Annotated in this window: 11 protein-coding genes; 10 read left to right on the forward strand and 1 reads right to left on the reverse strand. The window is 37.5% G+C overall.

Features of this window, described 5'->3' with window-relative positions; all coding sequences use genetic code 11:
• Window positions 1-90 precede the first annotated feature (90 nt).
• From FNW38_RS09010 to FNW38_RS09055, 10 genes are all read left to right on the forward strand, one after another.
• The gene (locus FNW38_RS09010) at window positions 91-2,712 is read left to right on the forward strand and encodes an alpha-L-arabinofuranosidase C-terminal domain-containing protein (protein WP_144064802.1); all 2,622 of its coding nucleotides are present in this window, start codon (window positions 91-93) and stop codon (window positions 2,710-2,712) included.
• A gap of 13 nt (window positions 2,713-2,725) precedes the next feature.
• Window positions 2,726-5,098: a glycoside hydrolase family 127 protein gene (locus FNW38_RS09015; RefSeq protein ID WP_144064801.1), complete on the forward strand. Its 2,373-nt coding sequence runs from the start codon at window positions 2,726-2,728 to the stop codon at window positions 5,096-5,098.
• 82 nt (window positions 5,099-5,180) lie between these two features.
• Window positions 5,181-5,453, forward strand: a complete 273-nt coding sequence (locus tag FNW38_RS09020) for an immunoglobulin-like domain-containing protein (RefSeq protein ID WP_143387211.1) — start codon at window positions 5,181-5,183, stop codon at window positions 5,451-5,453.
• Between the two features lie 143 nt (window positions 5,454-5,596).
• Window positions 5,597-8,029, forward strand: a complete 2,433-nt coding sequence (locus FNW38_RS09025; protein ID WP_144064800.1) for a sugar-binding domain-containing protein — start codon at window positions 5,597-5,599, stop codon at window positions 8,027-8,029.
• Window positions 8,030-8,065: 36 nt separating this feature from the next.
• Window positions 8,066-10,051 (forward strand): alpha-L-arabinofuranosidase C-terminal domain-containing protein, encoded by a 1,986-nt coding sequence (locus tag FNW38_RS09030; protein WP_144064799.1) that lies wholly within the window; start codon window positions 8,066-8,068, stop codon window positions 10,049-10,051.
• 167 nt (window positions 10,052-10,218) lie between these two features.
• Complete coding sequence (locus FNW38_RS09035; protein ID WP_144064798.1) at window positions 10,219-11,910, forward strand: ribulokinase; 1,692 nt, start codon at window positions 10,219-10,221, stop codon at window positions 11,908-11,910.
• Complete coding sequence (locus FNW38_RS09040) at window positions 11,894-12,598, forward strand: L-ribulose-5-phosphate 4-epimerase (RefSeq protein ID WP_143387215.1); 705 nt, start codon at window positions 11,894-11,896, stop codon at window positions 12,596-12,598. The genes FNW38_RS09035 and FNW38_RS09040 overlap by 17 nt, the downstream gene beginning before the upstream one ends.
• 158 nt (window positions 12,599-12,756) lie before the next feature.
• The gene (araA, locus tag FNW38_RS09045) at window positions 12,757-14,271 is read left to right on the forward strand and encodes an L-arabinose isomerase (protein ID WP_143387216.1); all 1,515 of its coding nucleotides are present in this window, start codon (window positions 12,757-12,759) and stop codon (window positions 14,269-14,271) included.
• A gap of 19 nt (window positions 14,272-14,290) precedes the next feature.
• Entirely contained in the window at window positions 14,291-15,472 is a 1,182-nt protein-coding gene (locus FNW38_RS09050) for an aldose epimerase family protein (protein ID WP_144064797.1), read from the forward strand.
• A 773-nt stretch (window positions 15,473-16,245) separates the two neighbouring features.
• Complete coding sequence (locus FNW38_RS09055; protein WP_144064796.1) at window positions 16,246-16,794, forward strand: transposase; 549 nt, start codon at window positions 16,246-16,248, stop codon at window positions 16,792-16,794.
• Window positions 16,795-16,983: 189 nt separating this feature from the next.
• On the opposite strand, the gene FNW38_RS09060 is transcribed toward FNW38_RS09055, so the two are convergent.
• On the reverse strand, window positions 16,984-18,168 hold the full coding sequence (locus FNW38_RS09060) for an RCC1 domain-containing protein (protein ID WP_185963118.1): 1,185 nt from the start codon (window positions 18,166-18,168) through the stop codon (window positions 16,984-16,986).
• Between the last annotated feature and the right edge of the window lie 87 nt (window positions 18,169-18,255).

Genomic DNA, 18,255 nt, shown 5'->3' on the forward strand with positions numbered 1-18,255 from the left:
AATCTGTGTAAATCTGTAAAAATTCGTTGAATCTGTGGCCAAAACAATAAGGTTGGTCCGCTTAGCGGACAGTCATAAAAATAGTTACCTATGAAAAAAATATTATTTTTTCAAAAACAAAAAAAGCACTTTCTAAGGTTAGTGCTTTTATGTTTTTCTGCGTTATCTGCTTACGGGAATACCCCTGATTTCGCTTATGTCTTTTCGTATTCTTCAGGAAAAAGTTTTGACGGACTCCATTTTGCATGGAGTGTAGACCAGGTCAATTGGCATCCGATAGGACCGCAACACAATTATATGCACTCCGATTATGGAAGCTGGGGTTCGCAAAAAAGAATGGTTTCACCACTACTTTTTCCCGGTGCCGACGGACAATGGCATTGCCTGTGGAGCCTGAATGAAACCGACGGAAATTTTGCCCATGCCGCTTCCAAAGACCTTCTCTACTGGGGCCGTCAGTCTTACCCTGTTGTCATGACTAATCAAAACTGCTTGACTCCCGAGGTAACTTACAACAAGGAAAAAAGCGAATACACCATATCCTGGTTGAGTAAAAATCAAACCGAAACAACGGCCTGGTGTACCACAACCAAAGATTTTAAAACCTTTTCGGAAACCAAAAGTATCCCGGTAGCAGCGCACAAAAACTCACGCAGCACTGTCCTGATATCCGGAAAACCAGAAACTGGCTCCATCAATAAAGTTGCCTGGAACGTTATTGAAGGTTTAATCAAAACCCAACAAGTATCCGTCTATAAAAACCAACTTTGGTCAGAAACCACCAAAACAGACACCGAACGTTTTGCCGACTTGAAACCTGTAGAAGCAAAGTTCAGCTTGGATGTAACGAAAAGCAAAAAAATCAGCAATTCCTTATTGGGAATCTTTTTTGAAGACATCAATTATGCCGCCGATGGCGGCCTGTACGCCGAATTGGTTCAAAACAGGGATTTCGAATATACGGTAAGCGACACCAAAGGCCGAGACACCAACTGGAACAGTACCAAGGCATGGAGCCTAAAAGGAGAAACCGCTCAATATATCATCGATTCGATAAACCCGATCCATCCCAACAACAAGCATTACGCAAAACTTTCGATTCAACAAGTTGGAGCCGCATTGGCTAATGAAGGTTTTGACGGTATTGCGGTAAAAGCCGGGGAAAAATATGATTTTTCAGTATTTGCACGTACTACCAAAGGCAAAGCAGGCAAACTTCTGGTGCGCCTGGTTGGCAAAAATGGGGAAATCTATGGGGAAACGACCACTCCATCGATTACTGCCAATTGGAAAAAATACAATGCAACGATTACCGCCAAAGCCGCTGTGGCCGAAGCCCGTCTGGAAATTATTCCACAAATGACAGGATCATTAGATTTGGATCTGATTTCACTTTTCCCACAAAAAACATTCAAAGGTCATAAAAACGGATTGCGTGCCGATTTGGCTCAACCTCTTGCCGACTTAAAACCTAAATTCATGCGTTTTCCGGGAGGCTGTGTAGCCCACGGTGACGGAATCGCCAACATCTATAATTGGAAAAATACCATCGGCCCGCTCGAAGCTCGTAAACCGATGCGCAACCTTTGGGGATACCACCAAACGGTTGGTTTAGGCTATTTCGAGTACTTCCAGTTTTGTGAAGATGCTGGAGCCGAACCATTACCGGTCATAGCCGCCGGGGTTCCTTGCCAAAACTCCTCAACAGGAGGTGCCGGACAACAATGTGGGATCCCAATGTCTGAAATGGATAATTATGTACAAGATATTTTGGATTTGGTAGAGTATGCCAATGGCGATGTGACTACCAAATGGGGAAAAAAACGTGCCGAAGCCGGACATCCAAAACCTTTTAACCTGAAATATATCGGTATCGGAAACGAAGACCTTATCACCGATATTTTTGAAGAACGTTTCACCATGATTTTCAAGGCGATGAAAGAAAAATATCCTGAAATCACCGTCATCGGAACCGTAGGTCCAAATTTTGAAGGTACCGATTATCAAGAAGGCTGGGATATCGCCACAAAATTGGGCGTACCGATGGTGGACGAACACTACTATCAATCTCCGGGCTGGTTCATCTATAATCAGGATTATTATGATAAATATGATCGTGCCAAACCGAAAGTATACCTTGGTGAATATGCAGCTCACCTGCCTGGAAGGCCTAATAATATAGAAACAGCCCTGGCTGAAGCTTTATATCTGACTTCCGTGGAACGTAATGGTGATGTCGTAAGCATGACTTCTTATGCACCGCTACTGGCCAAAGACAAGCATACGCAATGGAATCCCAACCTGATCTATTTCAACAATACCGAAGTGAGACCAACGGTAGGTTATGAGGTACAGAAACTCTATGGTCAAAACGCAGGTGACCACTATATCCCGAGCGAGATTAGCCTTTCCAACAATCAGGAAAATGTAAAAAACCGTATCGCTATATCAGTGGTTCGTGACAGCAAGAGCAACGACCTGATTGTAAAACTGGTCAACCTCCTGCCCGTTGCCGTTAATGCATCGGTTGATTTGAAAAATGCTAACCTTGGAAATAAGGAAGCTGTAAAGACCGTATTGAAAGGAGATCCAGCTGACAAAAATGCGAAACCGGTAGTTGCTGCCTGTTCCGTTTCGGAGTTAATGAATGCTGAATTACCGGCCTACTCATTCACGGTGTATCGTATTAAAACCGTTGGCACAAATAAATAAGATTTAAAAAATCATGCTGAAAAATAGTATCACAAACACCATCTGGCTCGGACTTGTACTGGTTTCAACCGCTGCCGTTTACGGACAGTCGGCTCAATTGCAAAGTTTTCCGTTATCCTCGGTTCGCTTGCTGGAAAGCCCTTTTAAAGCGGCCCAGGAAACCGACATGAAGTATATATTATCCCTTGATGCAGATCGGCTACTAGTACCTTATTTCAGAGAGGCTGGTTTAGAATCTAATTCAAAAAGTTATGCTAATTGGGAAAATACCGGTCTTGACGGGCACATCGGCGGGCACTATCTTTCGGCTTTATCTGAAATGTATGCCGCAACCGGAAATCAGCAAATAAAGGAAAGACTCGATTATATACTCAACGGTCTCGAAAAATGTCAGCAAAAAAATGGCAATGGATATATCGGGGGTGTTCCCGGAAGCAAAGCCTTATGGGAGGAGATTGCCAAAGGAAAGATTGATGCCGGAAGTTTTTCATTGAATAAAAAATGGGTTCCTTGGTACAACATACATAAAGTATATGCCGGATTGGTTGATGCTTACACCTTAACGGGAAATGAAAAAGCCAAAAAGATGCTGATCCAACTTTCCGACTGGTGTTTGAATCTAACCGCAAATCTAACCAATGATCAGATCCAGCAGATGTTGCGCAGCGAGCATGGCGGCATGAATGAGGTTTTTGCCGATGTGGCAGTGATTACGGGTGATAAAAAATACCTGGTTCTGGCTCAAAAATTCTCCCACAAAGTTATTCTTGATCCCCTTTTAAAAAATACCGATGCCCTTAACGGAATTCATGCCAATACCCAAATCCCTAAAGTAATAGGTTTTATGCGTGTTGCCGAAGTTTCGGGCTATAAAGAATGGGCGAATGCTGCCAACTTTTTTTGGAACACGGTGGTGAATAACCGAACCATTTCTATTGGAGGAAACAGCGTGAGAGAACACTTTAATCCATCAACCGATTTTTCCTCTATGCTGGAATCCAGAGAAGGGCCTGAAACCTGTAACAGTTACAACATGCTTAAATTGAGCAAGCATTTATTTCTAGCCGATCCTTCTTCAAGGTATATGGATTATTACGAGCGTACGACATACAATCATATCCTGTCTTCCCAACATCCCGAAGGAGGATTCGTGTATTTCACCCCTATCCGACCTCGTCATTACAGAGTCTATTCCGAACCACAACAATCTTTTTGGTGTTGTGTGGGCTCTGGTTTAGAAAATCACGGAAAATATGGTGAACTCATATATGCTCACGACAAGCAAAATCTTTATGTGAACCTTTTTATTCCTTCTACTTTGAATTGGAAAGAAAAAGGAATCACGCTAACGCAAAACACCAAGTTCCCGTTTGAAGAACAATCTTCCATCATGCTAACGTTGAAAAAACTACGGCAATTCGGCATTAAATTCCGTTATCCTTCTTGGGTTGAAGACGGCAAAATGAAAATCACGGTCAACAACAAAGAAATCAGCATTACAAAAGATTTGAATTCCTATGTTTCCATAGAACGAAAATGGAAAACCGGAGACGTGATTTCAGTTATTTTACCAATGCAAAACAAAACCGAACAACTTCCGGATAAATCCGCCTGGGTTTCTTTTCTACATGGGCCAATTGTGTTGGCGGCAGTTACTGATACCACAGACCTTAAAGGTTTAAGAGCCGATGACAGCCGTATGGGACATATTGCCAACGGCCCTATTTACCCAATAGAAGATGCACCTTTACTTGTTTCCAACAACACGGATTTGGCCGCTTCATTGAAAGCAGTAGCCAACAAACCGTTTACTTTCTCCGCTTCGGATCTTATTTATCAGGAAAAACACAAAAACCTGCTACTCGTTCCTTTCTTCCAAATTCATGATGCAAGATATATGTTGTATTGGCCGTTTACAACGAAAGAAAAATTACCTGAAATACAAAGAGCGATGAAAGAAAGAGAGGAAGCGCAAATGAAATTAGAAGTACTTACCGTTGATGTGCTTACTGCCGGTGAACAACAACCGGAATCAGACCATAATTTCAAAGGAGATAAAACAGATACCGGAATTTTTAAAGAACGTCATTATCGAAACGGGCAAGGTTTCTTCAGCTATGATTTGAAAAATTCACTTTTAGAAGCCCGTAAATTGCGCATTACCTATTTCGGTGCTGACAAGAATAAAAATTTTGATGTTTATGTTAATGATGTTTTGGTAGCCTCCATGAATATGGACGGTTTTGAAGGAAATAAGTTTATTGATAAAACAATAGAACTTCCTGCTGCCATTCTGAACGGAAAGCATAAAATTTTACAAGTACAATTTAAAGCAAAACCCAATTCGGCCATTACCGGTATTTATGAGGTTCGCTTATTGAAATAGAATTATAACACACTAATTAGCAAACTACCAGAGGCAACTGGTATTAAGAAAAACAGCTTATAACTAAATATATTTCATAAATATGACAAACATAAAACTTAGCTTCTCATTCTTTCTTGGCATCATACTTTTAATCTCAACAGCTGTCATTGCTTTACCTCATCAAGAGAAAACTGTTCTAGCGGATCAGGATAAAGTAGCCTCAGATGCAAAATCACTGAACATTCCCAAAGGTTATTCCAAAAACCTGCAATGGAATCTGTTACTTGATTCGGTTGGCACGAACGGTTCGAGCATCAGTTGGAAATCTGGCAAACCAAAATACATTTCTATTGATGGAAAACTGTTGAAATAACTATCCAACTCGATAAGAAAGAATAGACAGTATTGATTTTTAAAAAGAAACTAATGATTAAACAAAATGAATATAGCTTCGGATTTGTCATAAAGCCAATGGAATAGAAAAAAGAAAAAAATCAATTAGGAACAGATAAAATTATGAAAACAAAATTATTGTGGATGTTTACCATCTTGCTGCTTTTAACTTTCAAGTTGGAGGCAAAACCCAGATTTGGAGAAGCTATTTTATTTAACAACGATTGGAGATTTATCCTTTCAGATGTAAAAGACGGAGCAAGTTTAGACGCAATTGATGCAAAATGGAGAGTGTTAAATCTTCCGCACGATTGGAGTGTTGAGGGAACATACAGCCCAGACAAAGCTAGTTGTACCGGTTATTTACCGGGTGGTATTGGATGGTATCGCAAAACTTTTGACGTTTCAACAACTCAGAAAGGCAAAAAGGTATACATCTATTTTGAAGGTGTTTATAATAAAAGTGAGGTGTTTATAAACGGAAAATCTGTGGGAAAACGTCCTAACGGCTATGTTTCGTTTATGTATGATTTGACTCCTTATATAAAGTTTGGAGAAAAAAATGTCATTTCGGTCAGAGTGAATCATTCCGAAGAGCAAGATTCGCGTTGGTACTCAGGTTCCGGAATTTATCGCGATACTTATTTGGTCTATGCTTCGCCTGTTCATATTAATTTATGGGGTGTGTATTCTAAAACCGCAACTATTTCTGATAGCAAAGCAAATGTTGATGTAGAAACAACAATTAAAAACACTACCGGAACAGTCGCTAATATTGAAGTCACTCAAGAAATTGTAGATCCGATAACCGGAAAAGTGATTGCTTTCCAAAAAAGGGAAAATAAAATAAATGCTAATGCCAATTCCGTTTTAAATCAAACGCTGACTCTGAATAAGCCCAAAAGATGGTCATTGGAAACTCCTTTTTTATATAAATTGAGAACTATTATAAAAAACGACGAACAGATCATTGATAAAAGCGAACAAATGATTGGAATCAGGGAATTACAATTTGATGCCAACAAAGGATTTGCAATAAATGGAAAATGGACAAAAATAAAAGGAGTTTGTATTCATCATGATGCAGGAACGCTTGGATCTGCAGTCCCAAAGGAAGTTTGGAAGAGACGTTTGGAAACGCTAAAAAGTATTGGTTGTAATGCAATTCGGTTAAGTCATAATCCGCATTCATCAGACATTTATGAATTATGTGACGATTTGGGATTGTTGGTTATGGACGAGGCCTTTGATGAATGGGAATTTGCAAAAAGAAAATGGATAAAAGGATGGAATGTGGGTGTTCCTGAATTTCAAGGATCATCGTCTTTCTTTAAAGAATGGGGAGATCAAGATTTAGAAACCATGATGCTTAGAGATAGAAGTCATCCTTCTATTTTTATGTGGAGCATTGGAAACGAAGTAGATTATCCAAACGATCCATATTCCCATCCCGTTTTGAATGGGGCAACTCTCGACCAACCGGTATATGGGGGTTATTTGCCTAAAAGCCCTAATGCAGAAAGATTGGGTGGCATTGCAAAAAGATTTTCGGCCACCGTTCGTAAATTTGACACTTCTAGACCTGTAACTGCAGCATTGGCAGGTGTGATTATGTCTAATGAAACAGCGTATCCATTTGCTTTGGATGTTACGGGTTACAATTACACAGAGGGAAGTTACGACATAGATCACAAGAAATATCCTGAGAGAGTTATTTACGGAAGTGAAACTGGTCATAGCATGGATTCTTGGAAGGCTACAAGAGACAAGGATTATGTTTTTGGGCAGTTTTTATGGACAGGTATTGATTATTTAGGCGAAGCAAAAGCTTGGCCTTCCCGCGGGTTTAATTCAGGGCTTTTAGATTTTGGAGGCTTTTTGAAACCGCGAGGCTATTTCCGTAAAGCTTTGTGGAGTTCAGAACCTAGTGTTTACATTGGAACCTACCCATTGCCGGCGAAGAAGGATTTTTTATCTATGGATGCAATTGCTATTTGGAATTACAAACAGGATGAGGTGATAAGAGTGGTTTGTTATTCGAATGCACCAAAAAACAAATTGTTGCTAAATGGAAAACAAATAGGAGAAATAAAAGGCTTAGACGACAACACAGGAATTATATATTGGGATCTTCCGTTTGAAGCTGGAAAACTAGAAGTTGTTGGGCTTGATAATGACAATAAAACGATTTGTACTTATGCCATAGTATCATCAGAACGTTCAAATAAAATGAACGTGACGGTTGATAAAAAAACGATAAATAGCGATTTGGGCATTGCTCATATAACAGTCCAAGTTGTTGATAAAAATGGTGCGCCAGTTATGATTTCAGACGAAGAAATAACCTGTACCGTTGAAGGGAATGCTAAATTGTTAGGTTTAGAAAGTGGCAACAATTCAGATATGACCAGTTATTCTGATAATGTGCATCGGGTGTATCGCGGTAAAATTTTGGCATACATACAATCCTCTGGAGAAGCAGGAGACATTAAAATTAAGTTTTCTACTCCTTGGTTGCCAGATGCTACTGTTACTATTAAATCCATTAAAAATTAAGAAACAATATTATTTTTAAACAAAGTAAATAAAATCATGAAACATAATCTTATTTCTAAAATCACGCTTTTTGGCCTATTGTTGAGTGGCCTTTATGCCAATGCCCAAAAAACAAATCTGGAAGTTAATATCGCCAATACTGTTACTAAAATTCAGCCAACCATGTTTGGTTTGTTTTTTGAAGACATCAATTTTGCTGCCGATGGGGGGTTGTATGCCGAAATGATTAAAAACCGATCCTTTGAATTTGAAGTACCTCTTATGGGTTGGAAACAACCTAATAGCAGTAAACATAGTCTCAACCAACAATCGGGTATTGCAACAACGATGAAAACATTGGAAAACAAATCCAATCCTAATTTCTGTAGAGTTACTGTAAATGATGACAAAGGATTTTCGATTATTAATGAAGGATTCCGAGGAATGGGTATTAAAAAAGAGGGGCGTTACAATCTTTCGCTAAAAGCGGCCAATCATAACGGAGCTTTCAAAAAAATTATCATCCAATTTATTGATAAAGACCAAAAAGTTTTAGGCGAAACCAGCATTGTGCCGACATCTACCGACTGGAAAAATTATAGTACACAACTTACAGCTACGGGAACCGAAGCCAAAGCACAATTGAAAATTACCTTTGAAGGAACAGGGACTATCGACTTGGATATGATTTCCTTATTCCCAGAAGACACTTGGAAAAACAGAAAAAATGGTTTACGCAAAGACATTGTTCAGTTATTATATGACATGAAACCCGGATTTTTACGTTTCCCTGGAGGTTGTATCGTAGAAGGAAAAATTTTAGCAAACCGATACCAATGGAAAAAAACAATAGGTGATGTGGAAAACAGAGAAACCATGATTAACCGCTGGAATACGGAGTTCAGTCACAAACCTGCTCCTGATTATTTTCAGAGTTTTGGATTAGGATTTTTCGAATACTTTCAACTTTCAGAAGATATTGGTGCCGCTCCACTTCCTATTTTAAATTGCGGAATGGCTTGCCAGTATAATACGGGGGAATTAGTCCCGATGGCTGAATTAGATCCTTATGTGCAAGATGCCTTAGACTTAATTGAATTTGCCAACGGCGGAACAGAAACTGCTTGGGGCAGACTTAGAGCTGACATGGGACATCCAAAACCTTTCAACCTGAAACATATTGGCGTTGGAAATGAGCAATGGGGACCAGATTACATTGAAAGATACAAAGTATTTGAAAAAGCCATTAAAGCAAAATACCCAAATATCATTATTGTTTCCGGAGCCGGTCCATCACCAGATGGAGAATTCTTTGACTACGGCATGAAAGAGCTTAAAAAACTAAATGCTGAAATCATTGATGAGCATTATTACAAAAGTCCAGAATGGTTTAAAGAAAATGTGACTAGATATGACAATTATGACCGAAAAGGCCCTAAAATATTTGCCGGAGAATATGCTGCACATCCTAAAGGTGTAGAAGATGGTTCTAAAGAAAACAATTGGTTGGCTGCACTTTCTGAATCTGCATTTATGACTGGTTTAGAACGCAACGCAGATGTGGTACACCTTAGTTCCTACGCTCCATTAATGGCACATATAGAAGCTTGGCAATGGGCTCCTGACATGATTTGGTTCAACAATTTGGAATCATATGGTTCTGCTAATTACTATATACAAAAATTATTCGCAACCAATAAAGGAACCGACTTAATCACTATTACCAAAAACGGTAAACCGCTAACAGGACAAAACGACCTATTTGCCTCAGCGGTAAAAGACAGCAAATCCAAAGAAGTAATCATGAAACTGGTAAACACTGCTGCAACGGCACAAGAGGTAAATATAGACTTAAAAGGAAGCAAATTACAATCTAAAGGAACCGTAATAACACTTACCAGTGCGAATTTAAATGATGTTAATTCATTTGCCGAACCTACCAAAATAAGCCCTACAGAACACGATTTTAAATTGAAGGGAGAGAAAGCGCAAATGAGCCTTCCAGCCTATTCTGTAACTGTTTTAAAAGTAAAGATGAAATAATCGCAACAGAATAAATGTATCATTGACAATTATTTTTTGTTTTACTCGTATACAGTTATTTTATTGATGTTTTGACAAAAATTACAAAATTAAATTAAATTAAGTGTTTTTTATACACTTATAATATAAATATATTTATATTTGCATTTATCTTAAAAGTTTTTAGAATGAAAAATTACGTTATAGGATTAGACTATGGAACAGATTCTGTTCGAGCAATATTAATAGACACTGAAAACGGACAGGAATTGGCATCGAATGTTTGTCACTACAAGCGTTGGAAAAACAAAGAATATTGTAACGCATCTATAAATCAGTTTCGTCAACACCCTTTAGATCACATCGAAGGATTAGAAGCCACAATAAAATATGTTGTTGAAAACAGTACTATAGATCCTTCCCTTATACGAAGCATTTGCATCGACACAACCGGTTCTTCACCTGTACCAGTTACTGAAGACGGAACACCATTGGCTTTGACAAAAGGTTTCGAGAACAATCCTAATGCTATGATGGTATTATGGAAAGATCATACTTCTATAAATGAAGCAAACGAAATTAATGAACTTGCCGCTAATTGGGGTGGAGAAAATTTCACGAAATATGTGGGAGGAATTTATTCTTCAGAATGGTTTTGGGCAAAAATTTTGCACATAGCCAAACAAGATGAAGCAGTAAAAAATGCCGCTTATACTTGGATGGAACATTGTGATTTAATGACGTATTTATTGATTGACAATAAAGATTTAAAATCGTTTAAAAGAAGCCGTTGCGCGGCTGGTCATAAAGCGATGTGGCATGAAGACTGGAACGGTTTGCCTTCAGAAGAATTTCTAGGAAAACTACATCCTTATCTTGCGGCACTTCGCGGAAGATTGTACGATGAAACCTATACATCAGATCTTGTAGCAGGAAATTTAAGCCAAGAATGGGCAACAAGATTGGGGCTTACTACAAATACAGTTGTCGCTGTTGGAACATTCGATGCACATTCTGGTGCTGTAGGAGCCAAAATAGAAGAAAACACTTTGGTTCGCGTTATGGGAACCTCAACGTGTGATATTATTGTTGCTTCGGAAGAGACAATAGGAACTAAAACCGTACGTGGCATCTGCGGTCAAGTTGATGGGTCAGTAATTCCTGGTTTTATTGGTTTAGAAGCGGGTCAATCCGCTTTTGGAGATTTATTGGCTTGGTACAAAGAATTACTACTATGGCCAACGGATCATTTATTAGCTACTTCTACCCTTTTGACAGACGCTCAAAAAGAGCAACTAAAAGAAGAAATGAGCGATAATTTAATTATAAAATTAACGGCAGAAGCAGAGAAAATTCCATTATCCGAAAGTGTTCCAATCGCCTTAGATTGGATTAACGGAAGAAGAACCCCAGATGCCAATCAGGAAATAAAAAGTGCCATTTCTAATTTATCATTAGGCACAAAAGCACCTCATTTATTCAAATCACTAGTTAACGCGATCTGTTTTGGTTCTAAAAAAATAGTAGATCGTTTTGAAGAAGAAGGCGTAAAAATAAATAGCGTCATCGGAATTGGTGGTGTAGCCAGAAAATCACCTTATATTATGCAAACTTTGGCTAATGTTTTGAACAAGCCTATTAAAATTGCAGCTTCAGATCAAACACCAGCATTAGGCGCCGCTATCTATGCAGCAGTTGCCGCAGGAATTTATCCTAATGTAATTGAAGCCAGTCAAAAAATGGGAAGTGATTTTGATGGAGAATATTTCCCTCAATTAGACAAAGTTGCAGCCTACCATAAGTTGTTGTTAGCGTATGACCAATTAAGCTCTTTTGCAGATCCATCCCTTAAAAAACTACAACATGAGCAGTATGTATAAAGATTTAAAACAAGAATGCTACGAAGCAAACATGCAATTGAATGCATTAAATTTGGTAGTATATACTTTTGGAAATGTAAGCGCAGTAGATAGAAAAAATGGCGTTTTTGCCATAAAACCTAGCGGCGTTCCTTACGAAGATTTAAAACCGGAAGACATTGTTATTGTGGATTTTGACAATAATATTATCGAAGGCACTATGCGTCCTTCATCGGATACAAAAACGCATGCTTATTTATATAAAAATTGGCCAAACATTGGCGGTGTGGCACACACTCATGCAACTTATTCTGTGGCTTGGGCACAATCACAAAGAGACATTCCAATATTTGGAACAACCCATGCAGACCATTTAACATCTGATATTCCTTGTGCAGCTCCCATGAGTGACGCGCTTATCGAAGGAAATTACGAACACAATACGGGAATTCAAATTTTGGATTGCTTCAAAGAAAAAAACCTTTCCTATGAAGAAGTGGAGATGATTCTTATAGGAAATCATGGGCCATTTGCTTGGGGAAAAACGGCTGCAAAAGCGGTTTATAATAGCAAAGTTTTAGAAGTAGTGGCCGAAATGGCTCACTTAACATTACTGATAAATCCAAATGCACCAAGACTAAAAGATTCATTAATAAAAAAACATTACGAACGTAAGCACGGGAAAGATTCCTATTACGGGCAAAAATAAATTTTGAAGATAATAGACCACTTATATTCCTATAGTTCCGACTCCCTCTCCTTTGGAGAGGGCTGGGGCGAGGTTCTTTAAAGTGCATTTTTTATTCGATTTCTATTGAATCCCGAAAGCTTTATAATAATAGACAAAGAAAACATTAAACAAAAAATATGATAGATATATCTCAAAAGGAAGTTTGGTTTGTAGTAGGAAGCCAAGAATTATACGGCGAAGAAACGCTTAGAAAAGTAGCTGAACATTCACAACACATTGCAAAAGGATTAGATGCTTCATCCTATATACCAGTAAAAATCGTATATAAAGATGTGGTAAAATCACCAGCACAAATTACTAATGTATGTTTAGAAGCGAATTCTAACAAAAACTGTATTGGTATTGTGGCTTGGATGCATACTTTTTCGCCAGCAAAAATGTGGATTGGCGGTTTAAGTATTCTTAAAAAACCGTTGTGTCACTTGCATACCCAATTCAATGCGGAAATTCCATGGGCTTCTATGGATATGGACTTTATGAATTTAAATCAATCAGCTCACGGAGATAGAGAATTTGGTTTTATCATGTCCAGAATGCGTAAAAAACGCAAAGTGGTTGTAGGACATTGGGAAGACGAACGCGTTCAAAAAAAATTAGGCATTTGGTCCAGAGTGGTTTTAGGTTGGGATGAATTCCAAAACTTAAAAGTAGCTCGAATTGGAGACAATATGCGTGAAGTTGCAGTAACCGAAGGAGATAAAGTTGAAGCCCAAATCCGTTTTGGTTTTTCGGTAAATGGTTTCGACTCTTCGGATATAACAAAACATATTGATACAGTTTCTGATGCTGATACCAATAAACTGGTTGAAGTATATGAAGCGTCATATAATTTGGCTCCGGCACTTCAAAAAGGTGGAGAAAAAAGAGACTCATTAGTAGAAGCTGCAAAAATTGAATTAGGATTAAGAGCATTCCTTGAAGAAGGCGGGTTCAAAGCATTTACAGATACTTTCGAAAATCTTGGTTCGTTAAAACAACTTCCTGGAATTGCGGTACAACGTCTTATGGCGGATGGATATGGTTTTGGTGGCGAAGGTGACTGGAAAACAGCGGCGATGCTTAGAGCGATGAAAGTAATGAATGTAGGTCTTGAAAATCAAGGTGGAACTTCATTCATGGAAGACTACACCTACCATTTTACACCTGAAAAATCATATGTTTTAGGTTCTCATATGTTGGAAATCTGTTCTTCTATTGCTGATGCTAAACCTTCTTGCGAAGTACATCCTTTAGGAATTGGAGGAAAAGAAGATCCTGTTCGTTTAGTATTTAATGTAGCGGCAGGAAATGCAATTAATGCTTCATTAGTTGACATGGGTAACCGTTTCAGACTGATTGTAAACGAAGTAGAAGCGGTAGCTCCGATGGCTGATTTGCCTAAACTTCCTGTTGCCCGTGTATTATGGGATTGTAAACCTAACCTGGATATTGCAGCAACAACATGGATATTGGCTGGTGGTGCACATCATACTGTATACAGCCAAGTGATTACAACAGAATATATGGAAGATTTTGCCGATATTGCAGGAATAGAATTGCTGGTTATCGATGAAAAAACAACCGTAAGAGACTTTAAAGATAAAATTAATGCGAACGAAGCGTATTACCATCTTTTTCAACATGGATTATAATAATTAAAAATAAGTAATTATGAATGTATTAAAACGTTGTATTTATGGTGTTTCCATAATAAGTTTAGCAAGTATGAATGTTCAATGTAAAGGCGATAAAAAAGTGGAAGAAACGACTAAAGAGGCAAAAGCTACAGAAATGGTAACTATCGAAAAAACGGCTTACGGAACTACTCCAAAAGGTGAAAAAATTGACAGTTACAAACTGAAAAACCAAAAAGGAATGGAAGTAGATATTATCACGTATGGTGGTATTATATCCTCCTTAAAAGTGCCTAACAAAGCGGGGAAATCTGAAGAGGTTGTCATCGGTTTTAATTCGTTGGAACAATACATGAAAGCTAATCCTTACTTTGGAGCCCTTATTGGAAGATATGGCAACCGAATTGCAAAAGGTAAATTTACTTTAGACGGAAAAGAATATTCTTTAGCGATCAATAATACACCAAATGCATTACACGGTGGACCAGAAGGATTCCACAGAGTCGTTTGGACTGCTGCTGAAGCAAAAGGTGGAGACAGCGCTTCCTTGAAATTGAAATATGTAAGTAAAGACATGGAGGAAGGATACCCAGGAAACTTAACCGTTTTTGTAACCTATACCCTTACTAATGAGAACTCATTAGATGTACTTTATGAAGCGACTACAGACAAAAAAACAATCGTGAATTTGACACAACATTCTTATTTTAATCTGTCATCTGATTTTTCTAAACCAATCTTAGATCATGAAATAACTATCTATGCTGACAAATTAGTTCCAGTAGATGCAACATTAATACCTACAGGTAAATTGGCCGATGTAACGAATACGCCTTTCGATTTTAGAAAACCTAAAGTTGTTGGGGCAGCCATAGAAGCTAAAGACGATCAGTTGAAAAAAGGATTGGGTTACGATCATTGTTGGGTACTAAACAATCAAGACAAAGGAGAACGTTTTGCAGCTTCTGCTTATGATGCAGGAAGCGGAAGATTGCTTGAAGTATACACCGATCAACCAGGAATACAATTATATACCGGAAACTTTTTAGACGGAACTTTACCAATGAGAAATGGTGGGACGTATGCGCACAGAACTGGTTTATGTTTAGAAACGCAACATTATCCAGATTCTCCAAATCAAAAAGATTTTCCATCTACGGTTTTAAGCCCCGGAGAGAATTACAAGACAAAAACAACATTTAAGTTTTCGGTTAAATAAAAATTCAATAAAAAACACTAACTATTATAGATTAGTTTTCTATACCCATAATTAATAAGTTGAATGGTTTGGTTTATCATATGGAATTAGTTAGTAAGCCCGGAAGTAACACTTCCGGGCTTTTTTATGGGTATTGAAAATGAATTTCGAATGTTTGAATTGCCGTTGGCTTTAGCCATCGGAATTTTCAATGCATAATTATCATAGGCTTTAGCCAAAACCTATACTGTATTTTGGCTAAAGCCAATAATGTTATACCTTTTTTCCGATGGCTAAAGCCAACGGCAATTCAATACCTGTTAAAAAAGGGATTTTTATTATTATTCTGTTTATAAAATGAGGGAGAATCTCCCTCATTTTATAATTTTTATGCCAAAAAATACAATAAACATCATTCTTTCAGGGAAAACGCTTTTAGATATTCTTTTGAATGAAGTACAATCTTAAACTTTTCTGCGTAAATCTGCAAAATCTGCGTGCAATTTTTACGCAGATTTTGCAGATTTACGCAGATTACAATATCAAAGAGAATGAATCAAAACTATTATTTAGGTTTAGAGATTAAAAAAATGAAGAATGTTTAAAAGCGTTTGCATTGCTAAATCTTCACCACAAACCTCTGGTGCTTGCCTGCGGCGAGTACCTACTTAAATTAAAAAATAAATCGTAGCGTTTGCAACGCGGATAATTAAAACAGAAGTAAATTTAAAGAATCATACTTCGGTTTTCTACACAATTTATTTGCTAAAATCAATACATTTGAAATAAAAACAATGTCTGAGAAATACAAAGTTGTTGACAGTACTGTGCCTACTTTTATTACTATAACTGTAGTAGATTGGGTAGATTTATTTGTAAGACCTATTTATTGTACCATCTTAGATGAATCCTTGAATTATTGCATCAAGGAAAAAGGATTAAGTGCATATGTATATATGACCAGTCATATTCATTTAATAGTGACTGCATTTGATGGTGAGTTACAAAATGTTGTTCGGGATTTCAAAAAATTTACTTCAAAGAAACTAATAGAAGCTATCAAAGAATATCCAGAGAGCAGACGAGAATGGTTGTTACGGAAATTTAGTTATGAAGCTCAAAAATCAGGAAGAGCTAAAAATTATAAATTATGGCAAGACGGTTTTCATCCTGTTATATTAGACACTTTAGAAAAAATAGAACAGCGTGTCAACTATATACATTATAATCCTGTTGAAGCAGAAATCGTTTTTCATGAAAGAGATTATGTAAATAGCAGTTACAGAAATTATGAAGAAGACAACACCGTTTTTTGTAATGTAAATGTTGAACCTTTATGGTAATTTGTTACAATAGCCGCGTTACAAACGCTCTGTTTTATTTTTTTAAAGTAAGTGGGTACTCGTTGCAAACGAGCACCAGAGGGGTTTTGATAAGGAGGCATGAATAAATTTTGATTAAGCTTCTTTTATTTTTAAAATTACACAATTCTTAGGATAATTTATTTTTTTATAGATATTTATAAAGGATTATTAATTGATTTGAGTTGGTGAGTTTCTATCAATTAATGTTCCATCACCTAATTGTCCATCAGCATTATTACCCCAAGCCCAAAGTGTACCATCTTTTTTTATAGCAATCGTAAAAGTTGCTCCAGTTGAAATAGACTGCCAATCGGTACCTGTTCCAACTTTAACAGGACTTTTTGTAACAGAATTAGTGCCGCGACCTAATTGCCCTCGGCTGTTACTTCCCCAAGACCAAAGTGTGCCATCTTTTTTTATAGCAACGGTAAAACTATTTCCAGTAGATATAGATTCCCAATCGGCGTCTATTCCTATTTTAAAAGGAGTTGTACGATAACTACCTACATTATCACCTAATTGTCCATCAGCATTATTGCCCCAACCCCAAAGTGTTCCATCTGTTTTTATAGCAACAGTAAAAGCCTCTCCATTAGATATAGATTTCCAATTCGTATCTATTCCAATTTTATAAGGGCTGTAAGTATTTATAATTGAAGATGCAGTATGTTGCCCAAAATCCCATAATGAACCATCTTCTTTTATAGCATTAGTATATGAAAATGTATCATAATCTTGCATATTATATCCAGTTGAAATAGATTTCCAATTGTTGTCGTTTCCAACTTTAGTAAGAGTCATTACATAAGAGGATGAACTGTTACCTGATGTATTTATGAAACCAACCCCACAAGACCATAGTGTACCATCAGTTTTTATTGCAACAGTAAGGTCAATTCCAGCTGAAATAGATTTCCAATTAGAATCCGTTCCGATTTTAGCAGGACTTTTTATAGGAGAGAGCGAACCGTTACCTAATTGTCCTCGACTGTTACTTCCCCAACTCCAAAGTGAGCCATCTTTTTTTATAGCAATCGTAAAAGTTGCTCCAGTTGAAATAGACTGCCAATCGGTGGATGTTCCTATTTGAGTTGGAATTAATTTAGAAATAATTGTTCCATCTCCTAATAGTCCATAATTGTTATTACCCCAACCCCAAAGTGTGCCATCTTTTTTAACAGCAACAGTGTGTCCCCCAAAGGCTGAAATAGATTGCCAATTTTGAGAATTAACTTGAGGATTATTATTGCTTACGGGAGGATTGTTTACCGGATCTTTGATTACTTCATCACTTTTAGAACAAGAAAAGAATGTTAAAATTAAAATCGCAAGTAAAATAAATATTTTTTTCATGAGTATTGCTTTAACCCAACTTGCAGGGTTTAGCCTGTGAACCATTGTTGAAAACGAGATTCTTGTTTGAGAAGTTCAGATTTGGGG

It is taken from the genome of Flavobacterium gawalongense (assembly GCF_007097265.1).
Lineage (GTDB): Bacteria > Bacteroidota > Bacteroidia > Flavobacteriales > Flavobacteriaceae > Flavobacterium > Flavobacterium gawalongense.

Excerpts from the sequence above, each read along its gene's own strand:
- FNW38_RS09010 (WP_144064802.1), top strand. The coding sequence starts at position 91 with ATGAAAAAAATATTATTTTTTCAAAAACAAAAAAAGCACTTTCTAAGG.
- FNW38_RS09015 (WP_144064801.1), top strand. The coding sequence starts at position 2,726 with ATGCTGAAAAATAGTATCACAAACACCATCTGGCTCGGACTTGTACTG.
- FNW38_RS09020 (WP_143387211.1), top strand. The coding sequence starts at position 5,181 with ATGACAAACATAAAACTTAGCTTCTCATTCTTTCTTGGCATCATACTT.
- FNW38_RS09025 (WP_144064800.1), top strand. The coding sequence starts at position 5,597 with ATGAAAACAAAATTATTGTGGATGTTTACCATCTTGCTGCTTTTAACT.
- FNW38_RS09030 (WP_144064799.1), top strand. The coding sequence starts at position 8,066 with ATGAAACATAATCTTATTTCTAAAATCACGCTTTTTGGCCTATTGTTG.
- FNW38_RS09035 (WP_144064798.1), top strand. The coding sequence starts at position 10,219 with ATGAAAAATTACGTTATAGGATTAGACTATGGAACAGATTCTGTTCGA.
- FNW38_RS09040 (WP_143387215.1), top strand. The coding sequence starts at position 11,894 with ATGAGCAGTATGTATAAAGATTTAAAACAAGAATGCTACGAAGCAAAC.
- araA (WP_143387216.1), top strand. The coding sequence starts at position 12,757 with ATGATAGATATATCTCAAAAGGAAGTTTGGTTTGTAGTAGGAAGCCAA.
- FNW38_RS09050 (WP_144064797.1), top strand. The coding sequence starts at position 14,291 with ATGAATGTATTAAAACGTTGTATTTATGGTGTTTCCATAATAAGTTTA.
- FNW38_RS09055 (WP_144064796.1), top strand. The coding sequence starts at position 16,246 with ATGTCTGAGAAATACAAAGTTGTTGACAGTACTGTGCCTACTTTTATT.
- FNW38_RS09060 (WP_185963118.1), bottom strand. The coding sequence starts at position 18,168 with ATGAAAAAAATATTTATTTTACTTGCGATTTTAATTTTAACATTCTTT.